Genomic DNA, 14,834 nt, shown 5'->3' with positions numbered 1-14,834 from the left:
AATGAGGTGATATACTTGTTATGGATTTGGTCTGTTCCGGAAGATTTTCCAAATAAAAGAATAGGTGAATATGTAAAAGGTAGCGGTACTGATAGATTTATTTTTAGAGAGGGAAGAGAGTTAACTGAGCAAATAGTCCCCCCGAAAATTGTATTTGAATGTTTAGAAAAGCACCTAAATGATGTATTGCCGAATAGTGGACTATTGTTGATAGTTTCAAAAAAAATAGTAGATATTCTAGCAGGAATTTGTCCTCAAGATATTCAGGTGTTTGAAGCAAATGTTTATATAGGGGAAAAGAAAATCCCTGATTACTACCTTTTAAATATAGTAAATGCTGTTGAGGTATTGGATAAAAGTAAATCAGAATATACTACAATTAAAGGAACTGATGCAATACTGAACTTTAAAAAGATAGTATATAAATTTGACGTTTTACCAAACAATCATCATATAGTTAGAAACCTTGATTATAAGTCTCATGTTCTTGTATCTGATGTTCTTAAAGAGGGTTTTGAAAGAAATAATATTAAAGGTGTTCAGTTTACTTAAAGTTATACCTTGATTGGCTATTAGCCTTTCAAGGTTTTTTTATTTTTATAAGTTTTATGTTTAAACAATTACTTTCATTTAAATCAAAAACTCATGAATGTTAACTGACATACGAGATTGGTAGCAATGACATTTAAATATACTTACTACTCGATTTAAAATTAAACAAGAGACAAAGCTCGTCGTGACAAATAAGGAAATAAACTTGTACAAAAGAAAAAAATGAATCAATAAAAGGAAAAGTTTTTGTTGGGTAGACATAGAATAATGCTTAAGTGAAATTCATAACTCATGATAGTTGTACCATCATGGAGTATCATGTTAATGCTTGGATTGGCGGACATGAACGATAATTAGGCGAGATGAAATTTTACATGGCAGCGGTAGTTATGACATGGATTGGCTAATAAACTAACGAGAATGACAAAGCTCGTGGCGATAAACAATGGATAACGTGAAAGGGCGTTCTTTTACTGCTTTGGATTAAAAATTTTGGGTTGTTGTGTTTTTACTAAAGACGGTCGTATAATACTCGCTATTCGTTTAAAAAGCGTTACATAAATTTTAATTTGCGTAACAGAGAGTAGAAAATGCCATGAAAGTTATAGGAGTATATACGATGATCTAAGGACAAGGAAGGGATGGACATAGTCTTGATTCGAAGAGAAAAATCAAAGGATTCTACAAAAAACAATTTGACTACAACTTTAAGGGAGTTCCTTATATCTAATCCTCTTCTACCTTTATATTCGTTTCCAGGCCAGGAAAAGTGCTTGGGGATTTTTTTATTTCTGATGCCTCCCATTTCACCTGAGATTCGATAATAGGGGTGGAAGGAGGTGAACGACATGGCAGTAGCCACAATGACCGATTCATCATTACGTCTGGTGCTTGACAATGGGATTGATGCAATCTCAGGAAAGCAGCTTTTTAAAGCAAAGAGCTTCAACAACGTTAAGCCAGGAGCAACAGCTGATCAGCTTTACGCAATCGCAACAGCAGTAGCACCATTACAGCAACGTCCGCTCGCATCTGTTGAGCGTAAAGACAGCGCGGAAATCACCGCAGTCTAATCAATTAAGAAAATAAAGGAGAGGAGGAGACACGATGAAAAAACTGGAACTTAAATTTGAAAATGCTGATGGAAAAACAGTGACATATTCACTGGAACAGCCTATCGAACCGGTGGATCCTGCAGCTGTTAAAGCAGCAATGGATACTATCGTTACACAGAACGCTTTCACATCATCCGGCGGAGACTTGGTGAGCATTAAAAGTGCTCGCGTGGTTGAACGTAACGTACAGGACATTGAATTAGTCTAAAGATTCTATTAAAATTGGAGCCAGCAGGTTTACGCTGGCTCTTTTTAGGGTAAGTAAAATTGAATGTGCAAAAAAAGAGGAGGAGGAGCAGAACAGTGAACAAAAAAACAGGTATACCCATCTTAGCCGCAGTAATCGTGGCAGCTGGTGCTTACTTCATTTTTACATACACCAACGAAGACTTCACTCCCCAGGAAGCACTAGTTGACCAAGCGGAAAAATCCGTATCTGCCAAGGAAGTCGACTACAAATATCCCCCTACCCCAGTAGTAGACACTTTAATGAAGAAACAGAAGAAAGTGGAACAACAGATTCTGAAAGAAAGCGAAGGAAGTACTTTCTCAGATCCTTATATAAACCTTGACCCCTATAACCGATCCCCGCTGTCTGCCCTGATTGTTTTTGAGACCGAAGAAGAGGCTGAGGTTACTTTTACTGTAAAGAGCAAGAACGGCGATGCCGATATTACGAAAACCATTCACAACTTAAAAACACAGCACCAGCTACCTGTGCTTGGTTTGTATCCAAACTTTGAAAATACTGTAGTGATTGAAGCAAGAACTGAATCTGGAAAAACAATGAAGAACACGGTTACAATAAAAACCAGCGAACTACCTGAATATATTCCCGAAATAAATATTAAAACATTGAAAAAAGACTTGGTTGAGATGCCGGAAAACGGGCTGACTTTTGCAGTTCCAAGTACGAAATATCCATACGGATTCGATCTGAATGGCGATATCCGCTGGTACAGCTCCGAGTACAATAGTCACGTGTTCAAACAGCTGGAAAATGGTAATTTTATATTTTTAGGAAAAGACTCCAACAGAGGTAAGACTTATAATCGTTTGTTTGAGATAAATCTGATGGGTAAAATCTATAATGCTTTCAAAATAAGTGCAGAGCCTGCCCATTCAGAAGCCAAGGGTATGGAAAAAACGCTAATTCATCATGATATATCCGAACTCCCTAGTGGCAATTTAGTCTTAACTGTTCACGATGATGACGGGGAATATCTAGAGGATACCATGATTGTAATCGACCGTCAGACTGGTGATATTTTAAAGGAGTTCGATCTCAAAAATCTGTTCCCGAAAGATGTCTATGAGAATTTCGAGAACGATGGCGAAGAGAATGCAACGGATTGGTTCCACCAGAATTCGGTTGTTTATGATGAGAGCGACACCAGCCTCATTATTTCCGGTCGTAACCAGGATGCGGTGATGAAAATAGACTACGAGACAGGAGATGTTATCTGGACCTTGGCTCATCCAGAGGGATGGTCGGATGCATATGAAAAGTATTTGATCAAGGGACAGGGTGAAGATTTTAAATACCCTGGAGGCCAGCATGACCCGACAATTTTGCCGGACTTTGATAACAATCCGGACACAATTGATCTCTTAATCTATGACAATAACGTGGTTGTAACACGTGGGGATGAAGAGCTCTCTGAACAGTTTAGTGCGGCTACACATTATCGTATCAACGAAGAAACACTTGAGGCAGAAGTTATCTGGACTTATGGTAAGGAACGTGGTCCAGAGTATTTCACCAATATAATTGGAAGCGCCAAGTACATGCAGGAGAGCGGAAACATTCTGGTAGACTTTGGCTGGGTTGATGAAGGTAAACGAAGTCATATTGTGGAAGTTACCGAAGATGAAGAACCTAAAGTAGTGTTCGAAGCAGTAGCAACTGACTTTCCAAAAGGTGCCTGGGTCTATAGGTCTCAGCGTTACTCACTGTACCCGGACACATGGGAAAGACGATATTGGATTTCAAATGAGGAATAGTATCAAAAGCCGGTTATCATTCCGGCTTTTTTCTTTATATACGCCGACATGATAGTACTTGTTCTTGTATATATCGACAAAAGACCTACAGACAAATTCATCTTTTATTGGTAAAATCTATTAATTAAGTATAACTAAAAGGGAGATACATAGATTGCAGAAATCACATAAACTATTTCTTGTTATCTTGTCGATATTATTTATAATTTCATATCAGCCGGTTCACTCGTATGGTGCAGAGAGTTCAGAGGTAAATGTGATTATTGGTTATGAAAATAGCTCTGGAAAGCAGCTGATTATAGAAAATAGCAATAACATAGAATATCAGTCTAGCCATTTGAAAGCAATGGCTGTAACAATTGATTCCGATCATCTGGATGTTATACGCCAGAGCCCGGAGATTGCATATGTCGAAAAAAATATTCAAATTGATTTGTCGAATCTAGATGATAATATCGAGGAAACACCAAAAGCGATGTATGAAGACTCTCAGCAGTGGAATATACAATCAATTAGTGGACCACGTGCCTGGAAGGAAGGATATACGGGTAAGAATATTAACATCGCGGTAATCGACACCGGTATTTCTTCCCACCCGGACCTTGAAATTGCAGGCGGGTACTCCACCGTAGACAATGTCACTGATTGGACCGATGATAATGGCCACGGGACACACGTGGCAGGAGTCATTGGAGCCGAACAGGACGGCTTTGGAGTTGTTGGTGTCGCCCCTGATGCAAATATTTATGCGATTAAAGCGCTCGACAGTAATGGGGAAGGAACGTTAGATGACCTGATTGAGGCAATTGATTGGTCCATCCAGCACAACATAGATATTATCAACCTGTCGTTGGGTACTGATTTCAACAGTCAGACATTTGAGGATATCATCAATAAAGCATACAACGCAGGAATCCTGATTGTTAGCGCAACCGGTAACGGTGGGAAAGGTACTCCAGTCATGTTTCCCGCCAAATATGAGAATGTAATCGGAGTCTCGGCGGTGGATGAGACCTTCAATATCACACCGTTCTCGTCAACTGGTCCGGAAGTGGAATTCTCGGCTCCGGGTATGAATATCATCAGTACCTATCTTGATGGGGGATATGGAATTGCCGATGGGACCTCCCAGGCATCACCGCATGTAGCTGGAATCCTAGCACTACTGAAGGAAAGGTTTCCTAAAAAGAGTGCTGCCGAACTCAGGGCGGACTTAGCTAACTATACGCAGGATCTCGGCATGTCAGGTAGAGACAATTTGTATGGACACGGGTTTGTGAATTACTTTCCTGACCTAATTGCCCCCGAGGAAGTCACCAACGTTAAGTTTGAAAAGACTACGACATCATTCTTCGTAAGCTGGAAGAACCCGGTGGATAAAGACTTTACAAAACTTTATATGTATTTGAATGGTGAGCTGGTTACGGAATTTACGGAAGAATCAATACCCGGATATGCAGTTAAGGGATTGGAACCTAATACCGAGTATGAGTTAACTTTTCGCTCTGAGGACCGTTTTGGTAACCAGTCAAGAGGTGTTACGCATAAGGTAAAGACATTGCCGGTCGAAGTGGTGATATCTGAAAAGGAAATGGAAAAAGAAGAACAGAAGCCAGAGCAGAATGATGAGCAACCTGAGGAAAACGTGAAAGCAGAGCAGCCAGTAGTGAACCAGGAGTCTACTGAGAAACCAACAAATGAACAAGAAACAGAAGTGCGGTCTGATATAGAAGACCAACCGCTAAACAAGAAGGAAGAGAATCACATAGCTGAACAGCCTTCAGAAGGTGGGATGGTTGTAACAATACCTAGCCCAGTTAAGCCCAAACCTGAAAAAGAAAATCCTGTAGGTGAGGAAAAGACTGAGAAAAAGGAATCTGTTGAAGCATCATCCGTAAAGGATAAACCAAAAGAAGAGACCCAATCCTCGGACAAAGAGAAAGAGGAAGAAAAAGGGTTCTTCGGTAAACTCATTGAATCAATTGCTGAAGTGTTTGTATCAATCGTCAATTGGATAACGGGGTTATTTTAACGAAAAATGGGCCAGCTTTTGTGCTGGTCCATTTTTATTGCTCTATCAAAAATAATAAAATTAGTTTTTCTGAGAGAAGGAGAGTGGTGTTCTCTAATTTTCCCTGGAGGATAATCCTATTTTGATGATGACTAGGGGGAGGAGTATGCTATTTTGTTCTTTTTCCAATTCCAAATAAATAAGATAAGATAGCTCCAAACGGAATGAGGAGACATATGCCATGATAATCAAGAAAAGGAGGAAACCACTGCCTCTAGAGAAACTTGATGCAGCTATTCCACGACTTTCCCCACAATTCCATGACTGGCAGAATATAAAAAGTGATGCCGCCATAATGCAAAAAGGGTATACCGGCGAGTTAAAGGTTGATTACCATCTCGAATACCTGGCTAATCAATATACCATTCTTCAAGATGTCTATCTTAAGGTCAACGGAAAAAACTTTCAAATCGACTCAGCGATTATTGCCGAGCACGCAATTTATCTCGTAGATGCTAAAAACTATAGTGGAACGATAACGTTTGATACTATTCTCAAACAACTTACCCGCAGTGACGGGAAAATGGAATCAGGTTACGAGTACCCGATCACCCAGGTGGAAAATCAAAGGTTCCACCTCCAAAATTTGCTTTCGCAGCAGCACCTCACTAATATCCCTATTTTCTGCTTAATCGCAATAAGCGAGCCATCCACCGTAATAAAGGTTATAGGAGACACCGAATCCCTCAGCAAAATAGTAGCTCACGGAGCTCGAGTCCCATCAATGATTTTGGAAAAAGAACAGCAACTGAAACAGGAAGGATATCGCAAGCTATCACACAGAAAAATAGGAAACCATATTCTTAATCTCTGTGGCACATTTGATAAGAATAGTATCAAGCAATACAATATAAAGCCCACTGATCTAATGCCTGGAGTGTTTTGTCCTGAGTGTGGAAAGCTGGGAATGGAGCGGATATATGGAAGCTGGCATTGCGATAAATGTGATAACTACTCAAAAACAGCTCACCTCAGTGCATTATCGGATTATCTATTATTGGTGAAAACCCTATATGACGAATAGAGAATGCATGCGCATTTACAACTTAAGTCTCGAAATACTGCCACCAGGTTGCTGTTAAAAAGTGGATTGAAGTATATTCATAATAAAAGAGTGTGGATAAGAAGATAGAGTGCGATAACGCCTTCAGGCCGAGCGAGCATACCCCAAAGTCGAGCGACCGCACTCTGAAGTCGAGCAAGCACGCTTCGAAGTCGAGCGACCGCACTCTGAAGTCGAGCGAGCACGCTTCAAAGTCGAGCGACCGCACTCTGAAGTCGAGCGAGCACGCTTCAAAGTCGAGCGACCGCGCTCTGAAGTCGAGCGAGAACAGCTCAAAGTCAAGCGGACACACCCCAAAGTCGAGCGACCGCACTCCGAAGTCGAGCGAGCATACCCCAAAGTCGAGCGAGCAAGCCAAACAGTCAATCAACCCCTCCTCAAAACAAAAAACATCCAGCCAAGGCTGCATGTCCTTTAATACTATACTTTCTCATATAGGTTTTCTTTCTTTACCCTGTATTTGTGCCAGCGTTTTTCAACAAGGCCTTTATCGACTAGGTTAACAATGTTCCTTTCAATTTTCGGATTGCTGGATACTTCCTCAATTTCGACTGTACGAGGGTATTTCTCGTCCAACTCAACCAGAATGGACATTTCAATCAGGTTCAAATCATACTCTTCTGCAACTTTTAAAATATGTTTCATAGGGCCCCTCACTCTCTCTGTACAATTCACCACTGTTCGTTAAAGTGCTGATTCCCTTAGTTGAATATATTAAACCATACTATTAACTCATTTTTCAATGAGTCTATTTTCCTTTTCTTTCCTGTAAAAGGCATTATACCACTGCTCAAATTTTCCCACGGTAAGGGGCCGGCTGTAAAAATACCCTTGACCATACACTTGTTGTTTCATCAGGAATTCCATTTCCACTGCAGTTTCTACACCCTCTATTACGACTTTGGCTTCTAGATTTTTTCCAATTTGGATGATAGTCTCTAACAATGAACGAACACGCTTATTCTCTAGAGCATCATTTAAAAATGATTTGTCAATTTTCAACTCGTCCACTTCTATATTTTTAATCATACTTAAGGAAGAGAATCCGACCCCAAAGTCATCCAGAGAAATTCCTACGCCAAGACAACGTAATTCGGTGATGTTTTGCTTGGCATCTTCATAGAAAAGAAGAGCTGATTCCGTAATTTCAAGAGTGATCATTTGGGGTTTAACATCTTCCTCAAACAATATTTCCTTAATCCGGTCGACAATAGTCGGGTGCATCAGCTGTTTAGTCGAAAGATTTACGGAAATAGGGAACCCATTCATTCCATTCTTGTTAAAACGTTTCAAATGCTTACAAGCCTCCCGCAGTACCCACTCACCAATTGGGATAATTAGGCCATTATCCTCGGCAATCGGAATAAATTCTTCAGGGGAGATTTTTCCTAAATCACACTCCCAGCGCAACAGTGCTTCGGCACCGGCAAGGCAACCGGTATTTAATCTTATTTGTGGCTGATAGTACACTTCCAGCTCCTCGTTCTCAATCGCTTTATGTAGTCGCGTCTCCAGCAGTGTCCTGCGTTTCATTTGCTTATTCAGTTCATCATTGTAAAATTGATAATTGTTTTTACCGCGTTTTTTAGCAAGATACATAGCGAAATCTGCCATTTCAATCAGACTTTCTGCATCATTACCACTCTCCGGAGCAAGACTTATACCGATACTTGGCGTTGCAAGAATTTCTGTCCCTTCCACCGTATACGGATCATTCATTTCACGGATGATACGCTCAGCAATTTCAATAACCTCATTAACCTCTGCATTCTCTACTAGAACAAGAAATTCATCGCCACCAAGTCTAGATACAATATCCCCCTCACGTAGACACGACTGTAGACGGTTAGCAATCTGCCGCAGTAGGAAATCCCCTGCACGGTGACCAAATGTATCATTAATTCGCTTAAAATTATCAAAGTCAATAAACATTACCGCTAAAGTTGAATGCTTTTCCAAAGCAGTTTGTAAGTAGTTCTGAAACCAGTTTCGGTTTGGAAGGTCAGTTAGCGAATCACGATATGCCATTTTATTCATTTGATCTTTAGCAATTTTGGATGTAGTCACATCAAATATAACGCCGTCAATCTTAGTGAGGACGCCTTTTTTATTAAACACCGGTGTACCACGGTCCTCGACCCACCGGATTTCTCCATCCGCACGGTGAATTCGGTAAACAATAGAAGTCTTTTCCCCTGTCATTTGTTTGTCAATTGCGTTCAATAGGATTGGTAAATCCTCTGGATGGATTTGCTCTTTCCAAAGATCTGGTTTTTTTTCGAATTCTTTGCGAGAAACCCCATAAACCTCGGCATTCCCTTCCGAAACCGTAACTTTTCCAGTAATCAAATCTCGTGTCCAGAAGGTGATGTCATTATTACTGAAAATTTCCCTGATTTTCCTCTCTTTGGATCGGAGTTTCCCTGCTAGATAGCCAATCGAAATTGATGTGATAAATCCAATAGAGTTAACGATCAGTGCCCGGATGATATAAGTAGTGCTGAGGGAAGAAAAGGTTTGAAAATCTACACCGATTCGTACGCCTAATATTAATAAGAGTACAGCGATTCCGCCTACCAATCCTAAATGATAGGAGAACAGGGTCACGGAAATTAAATTAATCACCCAAAAAGTCCCCGTCCGCGGAGTATTGGAAAATAATTCAAAATAGAGCGAGAGGGATAATAATAAAATACTGATTACCCAAACGTGGGCAGGGATTTGCCTGATATGAAATTTTATCATTGTGCGTCACCTTTCTTTTTTTATAAAAAAGGGTGAACCAAAGAAAATAAGGTTCACCCCTAGGGCGTCTTCTCCGGCAGCAGGGCTACCATTGCATAAAATGCATTAGGTCCTTTGCTTTGCGTCCTTACCTTTCGATAAGTTTGCCATTATCGTTCTAGTTATTTTTCACTATAAATGTATTATCGGCAATAAGTAATGAAATTTTAAATAGGTGAAACTTCTAAGGCGCGGAACACATAACAACCCAACGCCTTCTCAATAAAAAAGTGAACCTCAAGAGGTTCACTTTAAAGGGCGATGTTAATCTAGTTTGCCAAATACTTCTGATACTCTACTATAAGTTTGTCCAGTTCCTGACTGCACTTCAATGTGTCTTTACTCGCAATCCCATGCTTGTCGGCTGTCTTAACCAGTTTCTTTCTTTTCATATAAATGACTTCCTGCAAATTAAGCACGTTTTTATCCTGCATACTCACTCTTTCTCCTTAGCTTATTTAGCTATATAATGGTAAAATATTACTGTATTATAGTCCTATAATACTATATTAGTCAATAAAATTAACGACAATAAAACAATAAATAAACAAAAAAATTTCACTCACCATGTTTAACATTCCAACACCCTGGGTATATGCCTACTAACAACACAAAAAAGCACCCGGCTGCCACCGGATGCTATCTCGTAATCTTATTTTAGTGGAAACGCTTGTACCCTGCAAAGTGTTTGCTCCAGTATGAGTTGCTTAGACTGGTCATTTGCACGCCATCAGATGATGCGTGGATGAACTTGTTGTTTCCTACATAGATACCCATATGTGAGATTCCTGCTTTGTAAGTACCTTCGAAGAATACAAGGTCACCTACTTGCGGGTTGCTCACGCTGAATGATTTGGTGTAATATCCAGCTGCTGAAGTACGGTGCAGATCCATACCTGCCTGGTTGTATGCCCAGAAGATGAACCCACTGCAGTCAAATCCTGCTGGAGAGTCGCCACCCCATGCATAGTTAACACCAACTACACTTTTAGCTGAACTTACAAGTTTGCTAACGTTATAGTCTACATTGGACGTTTGTGAGCTTCCGCCAGTTGAACCTGAAAATACGTTAGAAGAAGATCCTCCAACATTCAATTTCTGTCCAACGATAATTAGATCTCCACTCAATCCATTCCAACGCTTAAGGTCTGAAACGCTAACCCCGTGGCGTGAACCAATTCCGGATAGAGTATCCCCTGCGCGTACAGTATAAACACTTGATGATGCTACTTGTTGCTTAGGTGCACTGTAGCTTGAAGATCCACTCTTGGAAACTGTTAATTTATCTCCTGGATAGATTAAATGTGAATTCAAGTTGTTCCAATTCTTTAATTGGGAAAGTGAAATGTTGTGATTGCGGGCTATTTCGCTTAGCGTGTCACCGCTGACAACTGTATAGGTGGCTCCGTTCGATGTGTTAGATGATGTAGTAGTAGAATTAGAGTTTGATGATGTTTCGATAACTTGGTTTGGATATATGATATTGCCCGATAGGCCATTAATAGATTTAAGCTGCGATATACTAGTGTTATATTGTTGAGCGATTCCCCATAATGAGTCTCCACTCTTTACTTTATAGGAGGCTGCTTCTGCTTGTTCGGTACCTACAAAAGCTGATGCGATGACTGCACTTGCTGTTACGGACATAAAAATTTTCTTATTCATATTTTCTCGTGTTCTCCCCTTAAACTTAATATGAACTGAGTATAGCATGGACAAGTATCCCTGAATAGGTGAATAATGGAAATGTAATGATTGTAATATTGGTGTAATATATAGGGGTATTCTGTCTATTAAATTTTCAAAAAAAGCTAATACATTTCCTTTATATGTGTTATAATTTCGGTTATGATGTCGAAATAAATAATATAGCATACATACAGCATGGATCATTACCCAGAAAATTGGAGGTAAGCCTATATGGAAGAAACGATTTCCCTCAAGGAAATATTTGAGGTGATTAAGAAGCGCCTGCTAATGATTATTAGTTTAATAGTTATTGCGGCAGTTATCGCGGCAGTTGTTAGTTACTTCATATTAACGCCTAAATATGAAGTAAGCTCAATGTTTGTGGTTAATCAGCAGCCACAGGATACCGCAACCCAGTACAGTGTAAATGATATCAGGACGAACGTGGAACTTATTAATACTTATAATGTAATTATTAAAAGTCCTAGGATATTGGAGCAGGTAGTGGACGAGTTGGATCTCAGTTATACAGCTGGTCAGCTCAGTAATAAAATCGCCGTTTCCAGTGCTGAAAACTCGCAGGTTGTAACAGTAACAGTCACCGATCCTGACTCGGCACTTGCTGTGGATATTGCCAATTCCACGGTCAACACTTTCCAACAGGAGATTCCGGAACTGTTGAACGTGGACAACGTACATATTCTGTCAGAAGCAGAATTGGACGCGAATCCATCACCAGTCAGCCCGAACCCACCACTGAACATTGCTATTGCTATAGTAGTAGGTGCCATGGCAGGCGTGGGGATTGCATTCCTAATCGAATATCTTGATAACACGATTAAGACGGAAGAAGATATTGAAAAAGAACTTGGTGTACCGGTGCTCGGTGTAATCACCCACGTGTCTGATGAGGATATTCGGAGCGGTCCCTTTCCGGGAACATCACAATCGAGAAGAAGGGGTGGATTAGATGGCGCGCAAAAAAAATCAGTCTAGGAATAATAAGATGCGGCATCTGATTGCCAACCTTAATCCGCGCTCTCCAATCTCGGAGCAGTATAGGACATTGCGGACAAACTTGGAGTTCTCCTCACCCGACGAGGTGCTGCAAACAATGCTTGTAACTTCTTCTGGTCCAAGTGAAGGAAAGTCTATGACAACCGCCAACTTGGCAGTGGTTTATGCACAGCAAGGAAAAAAAGTTCTATTAATCGATGGGGATCTTCGGAAGCCGACCCTTCATTACACTTTCCGACTGGACAACCTAAAAGGGCTTAGTAATGTCTTGGTTGGCGAAACAGCACTTGAGGATATAGTTGTCCCAAGTGAAGTCGATAACCTCGACCTGATTTCATGTGGTCCAATACCACCAAACCCATCCGAATTACTCGCTTCCATGCGGATGAATCAACTGCTGAATGCTACCCGTAGATCATATGACATTATAATATTTGATACTCCCCCGGTGCTTGCAGTTGCGGACGCACAGATTCTAGCAAATATAGTTGATGGTGCACTTCTTGTAGTACGTTCTAAACAAACGGAGAAGGAAGCTGCCAGAAAAGCAATTGAACAACTTCAGACAGCAAAAGCGAAAATATTGGGTACCGTTTTAAACGACCGAAATAAGAAAGAAGCAAACTATTATTACTATTATGGAAAATAATAGACACATTAAATTCCCCCTTTTCCTTTATGTGAAAAGGGGTCTTCTTTTGTCGCAATTTGTCTAAAAAATTCGAAACTATGACTTTTGTAAGTATAAAGTGACTTTTAAATGACGTTAAGTGGTTTCATTCTCGACCCTTGTGTTGGTATACTACATCAATAGGAAATATGACCTACAGGGGGAGCTAGAATGATAGATATCCATAGCCATATATTGCCCGGTCTCGACGACGGAGCGAAAACAGTTACTGAAAGTATTGTAATGGCCCAGGAGGCAGCCGAAGAGGGAATCACCAAAATCGTCGCCACCCCGCATCATAACAATGGTACATATAACAATTTTGGAAATGATATTGCCCAAGCTGTCACAGCATTGAATGGCCAGCTTGAAAAAGAAAACATACCAGTTGAAGTGCTGGAAGGACAGGAGACTCGGATTTACGGAGACCTTCTTAATGATTTGGAAAATGACAAGGTGCTGTCGCTTAACCGGACGAGCGGCTATGTACTTGTGGAATTGCCATCACTGCAGGTTCCCAAGTATACAACACAGCTGTTGTTTGATATGCAGATTGCCGGATATAAGCCGGTTATCGTGCATCCTGAACGTAATCAGGAGCTGCTTGAAAATCCGGACAAGCTTTACCGGATTGTTAAAAATGGCGGACTAACTCAGATAACAGCCGCGAACCTGCTAGGATTACGAGGAAAGAAAATCCAGCGTTTTACCAATCAGCTGATTGACGCGAACCTTACGCATTTTATCGCTTCGGATGCCCACGGGGTAAAAAATAGAAGTTTTCATATGCGGGAAGCGTTCACGTATATCAAGAAAACGTATGGTAACGCTACAGCCTTCAACTTCATGGAGAATAGTGACCTTGCTATCACGGGACAAACCATAAACATTGAGCCACCTGAACGAATCGTATACAGGAAAAAATGGGGAATTTTTCGTTAGATATCCCTAATTAGTAGCCAGTCCCTTCCTTTTTTTGTTATACTTAAATTGAATTTTTAAATAATTTAAACAACATACATCTAGGAAGTGAACAAAATGATTGATATCCACTGTCATATTCTGCCCGGTATTGATGATGGGGCACAAACTTATGGAGATAGCCTCAACATGGCTGCAGCGGCTGCCAGCCAGGGAATTAAGAAAATAATCGCCACGCCCCACCACCGGAATGGCAGCTACCACAATATTAAAAGTGACATTATTGCGCATACAACTGAACTGAACCAGCGACTCAGGGATGAAAACATTCCCGTTGAAGTCCTTCCGGGACAAGAGACAAGGATAAACGGCGATATGGTTCAGGATTTGGAACAAGGTGAATTGCTTCCCCTCAACGAGACAACTAAATATGTTTTCGTCGAATTTCCGCCGGGTCATATACCCCGCTATGCCAGTCAACTCCTGTTTGATTTGCAGGTAGCAGGTTATGTACCGGTTATTGTTCATCCGGAGCGGAACAGAGAAATCGCCGAGAATCCTTCCGTTATATATGAGTTTATTCAGAAAGGTGTGCTCTCGCAGATTACTGCAGCCAGTATATGTGGCAAGTTCGGGAAAAACATTCAGAAACTATCCCATCAGCTGATAGAAGCTAACCTTTCTCATTTCTTAGCCTCGGATGCACATAATACGTCCAGTCGCGGTTTCTGTCTTGCGGAAGCCTACGAGGAACTACAGAAACAACATGGAAGAGAAACCGGTTTTCTTTTCATGGAAAACTGTGAACTCCTTATTAATGGCCGGACTGTTAATCGTGAGGAAGCTCAGCGAATCAAGAAAAAGAAGTTTCTGGGAATTTTTTAGGGGAAATGTCCTAGGGTGTACATTTATTTGCATACCAAATAAGCTACTATAAAAATACAGTAA

14 protein-coding genes and 1 riboswitch are annotated in these 14,834 nt (G+C 40.6%); of the genes, 10 read left to right on the top strand and 4 right to left on the bottom strand.

Translation table 11 applies throughout. The features are described 5' to 3' along the window. Positions 1-15 precede the first annotated feature (15 nt). From ACFO3D_RS07030 to ACFO3D_RS07005, 6 genes are all read left to right on the top strand, one after another. Positions 16-552: an imm11 family protein gene (locus ACFO3D_RS07030; protein ID WP_390294199.1), complete on the top strand. Its 537-nt coding sequence runs from the start codon at positions 16-18 to the stop codon at positions 550-552. 848 nt (positions 553-1,400) lie between these two features. Beyond that, a complete protein-coding gene (locus ACFO3D_RS07025; RefSeq protein ID WP_390294197.1) occupies positions 1,401-1,625 on the top strand; it encodes a DUF1659 domain-containing protein in 225 nt (74 codons plus the stop codon). Between the two features lie 34 nt (positions 1,626-1,659). After that, a complete protein-coding gene (locus tag ACFO3D_RS07020; RefSeq protein ID WP_390294195.1) occupies positions 1,660-1,875 on the top strand; it encodes a DUF2922 domain-containing protein in 216 nt (71 codons plus the stop codon). Between the two features lie 95 nt (positions 1,876-1,970). Beyond that, positions 1,971-3,671 carry an aryl-sulfate sulfotransferase gene (locus tag ACFO3D_RS07015; RefSeq protein WP_390294193.1) on the top strand — a complete coding sequence of 567 codons (1,701 nt, stop codon included), beginning with the start codon at positions 1,971-1,973 and terminating at the stop codon, positions 3,669-3,671. Between the two features lie 154 nt (positions 3,672-3,825). Further along, positions 3,826-5,703, top strand: a complete 1,878-nt coding sequence (locus tag ACFO3D_RS07010) for a S8 family serine peptidase (protein ID WP_390294191.1) — start codon at positions 3,826-3,828, stop codon at positions 5,701-5,703. A gap of 220 nt (positions 5,704-5,923) precedes the next feature. After that, positions 5,924-6,766 carry a nuclease-related domain-containing protein gene (locus ACFO3D_RS07005; RefSeq protein ID WP_390294189.1) on the top strand — a complete coding sequence of 281 codons (843 nt, stop codon included), beginning with the start codon at positions 5,924-5,926 and terminating at the stop codon, positions 6,764-6,766. Between the two features lie 459 nt (positions 6,767-7,225). Here the strand turns inward: ACFO3D_RS07005 and ACFO3D_RS07000 are convergent, their stop codons facing one another. The 4 genes from ACFO3D_RS07000 to ACFO3D_RS06985 form a co-directional block, all read right to left on the bottom strand. Then, positions 7,226-7,450 (bottom strand): hypothetical protein, encoded by a 225-nt coding sequence (locus ACFO3D_RS07000; RefSeq protein WP_390294187.1) that lies wholly within the window; start codon positions 7,448-7,450, stop codon positions 7,226-7,228. 87 nt (positions 7,451-7,537) lie between these two features. Further along, a complete protein-coding gene (locus ACFO3D_RS06995; protein ID WP_390294185.1) occupies positions 7,538-9,550 on the bottom strand; it encodes a putative bifunctional diguanylate cyclase/phosphodiesterase in 2,013 nt (670 codons plus the stop codon). Positions 9,551-9,622: 72 nt separating this feature from the next. Next, positions 9,623-9,708, bottom strand: a riboswitch (cyclic di-GMP riboswitch). A 150-nt stretch (positions 9,709-9,858) separates the two neighbouring features. Further along, positions 9,859-10,023, bottom strand: coding sequence for an aspartyl-phosphate phosphatase Spo0E family protein (locus ACFO3D_RS06990; protein ID WP_390294183.1), 165 nt, complete (start codon positions 10,021-10,023; stop codon positions 9,859-9,861). Positions 10,024-10,246: 223 nt separating this feature from the next. Next, entirely contained in the window at positions 10,247-11,254 is a 1,008-nt protein-coding gene (locus ACFO3D_RS06985) for a C40 family peptidase (RefSeq protein WP_390294181.1), read from the bottom strand. 255 nt (positions 11,255-11,509) lie between these two features. On the opposite strand from ACFO3D_RS06985, the gene ACFO3D_RS06980 reads away from it, so the two are divergent. The 4 genes from ACFO3D_RS06980 to ACFO3D_RS06965 all read left to right on the top strand — a co-directional run bounded on the left by ACFO3D_RS06980 (position 11,510) and on the right by ACFO3D_RS06965 (position 14,771). Next, positions 11,510-12,274, top strand: coding sequence for a YveK family protein (locus tag ACFO3D_RS06980; RefSeq protein ID WP_390294179.1), 765 nt, complete (start codon positions 11,510-11,512; stop codon positions 12,272-12,274). Further along, complete coding sequence (locus ACFO3D_RS06975; RefSeq protein ID WP_390294177.1) at positions 12,249-12,944, top strand: CpsD/CapB family tyrosine-protein kinase; 696 nt, start codon at positions 12,249-12,251, stop codon at positions 12,942-12,944. Before ACFO3D_RS06980 ends, ACFO3D_RS06975 begins: the two co-directional genes overlap by 26 nt. A gap of 192 nt (positions 12,945-13,136) precedes the next feature. Continuing rightward, a complete protein-coding gene (locus tag ACFO3D_RS06970; RefSeq protein WP_390294175.1) occupies positions 13,137-13,907 on the top strand; it encodes a tyrosine-protein phosphatase in 771 nt (256 codons plus the stop codon). 96 nt (positions 13,908-14,003) lie between these two features. Beyond that, complete coding sequence (locus ACFO3D_RS06965) at positions 14,004-14,771, top strand: tyrosine-protein phosphatase (protein ID WP_390294173.1); 768 nt, start codon at positions 14,004-14,006, stop codon at positions 14,769-14,771. The last annotated feature ends 63 nt before the right edge of the window (positions 14,772-14,834 follow it).

Origin of the sequence: Virgibacillus kekensis (assembly GCF_042654125.1) — a bacterium.
Classification (GTDB): Bacteria; Bacillota; Bacilli; order Bacillales; family Amphibacillaceae; genus Lentibacillus; species Lentibacillus kekensis.
The sequence above is the reverse complement of the archived record's forward strand: the minus strand, read 5'-3'. Positions and strand labels throughout refer to the sequence as shown.

Coding starts and splice junctions, on each gene's coding strand:
- ACFO3D_RS07025 (WP_390294197.1), top strand. CDS start 1,401: ATGGCAGTAGCCACAATGACCGATTCATCATTACGTCTGGTGCTTGAC.
- ACFO3D_RS07020 (WP_390294195.1), top strand. CDS start 1,660: ATGAAAAAACTGGAACTTAAATTTGAAAATGCTGATGGAAAAACAGTG.
- ACFO3D_RS07005 (WP_390294189.1), top strand. CDS start 5,924: ATGATAATCAAGAAAAGGAGGAAACCACTGCCTCTAGAGAAACTTGAT.
- ACFO3D_RS07000 (WP_390294187.1), bottom strand. CDS start 7,450: ATGAAACATATTTTAAAAGTTGCAGAAGAGTATGATTTGAACCTGATT.
- ACFO3D_RS06995 (WP_390294185.1), bottom strand. CDS start 9,550: ATGATAAAATTTCATATCAGGCAAATCCCTGCCCACGTTTGGGTAATC.
- ACFO3D_RS06990 (WP_390294183.1), bottom strand. CDS start 10,023: ATGCAGGATAAAAACGTGCTTAATTTGCAGGAAGTCATTTATATGAAA.
- ACFO3D_RS06985 (WP_390294181.1), bottom strand. CDS start 11,254: ATGAATAAGAAAATTTTTATGTCCGTAACAGCAAGTGCAGTCATCGCA.
- ACFO3D_RS06980 (WP_390294179.1), top strand. CDS start 11,510: ATGGAAGAAACGATTTCCCTCAAGGAAATATTTGAGGTGATTAAGAAG.
- ACFO3D_RS06975 (WP_390294177.1), top strand. CDS start 12,249: ATGGCGCGCAAAAAAAATCAGTCTAGGAATAATAAGATGCGGCATCTG.
- ACFO3D_RS06970 (WP_390294175.1), top strand. CDS start 13,137: ATGATAGATATCCATAGCCATATATTGCCCGGTCTCGACGACGGAGCG.
- ACFO3D_RS06965 (WP_390294173.1), top strand. CDS start 14,004: ATGATTGATATCCACTGTCATATTCTGCCCGGTATTGATGATGGGGCA.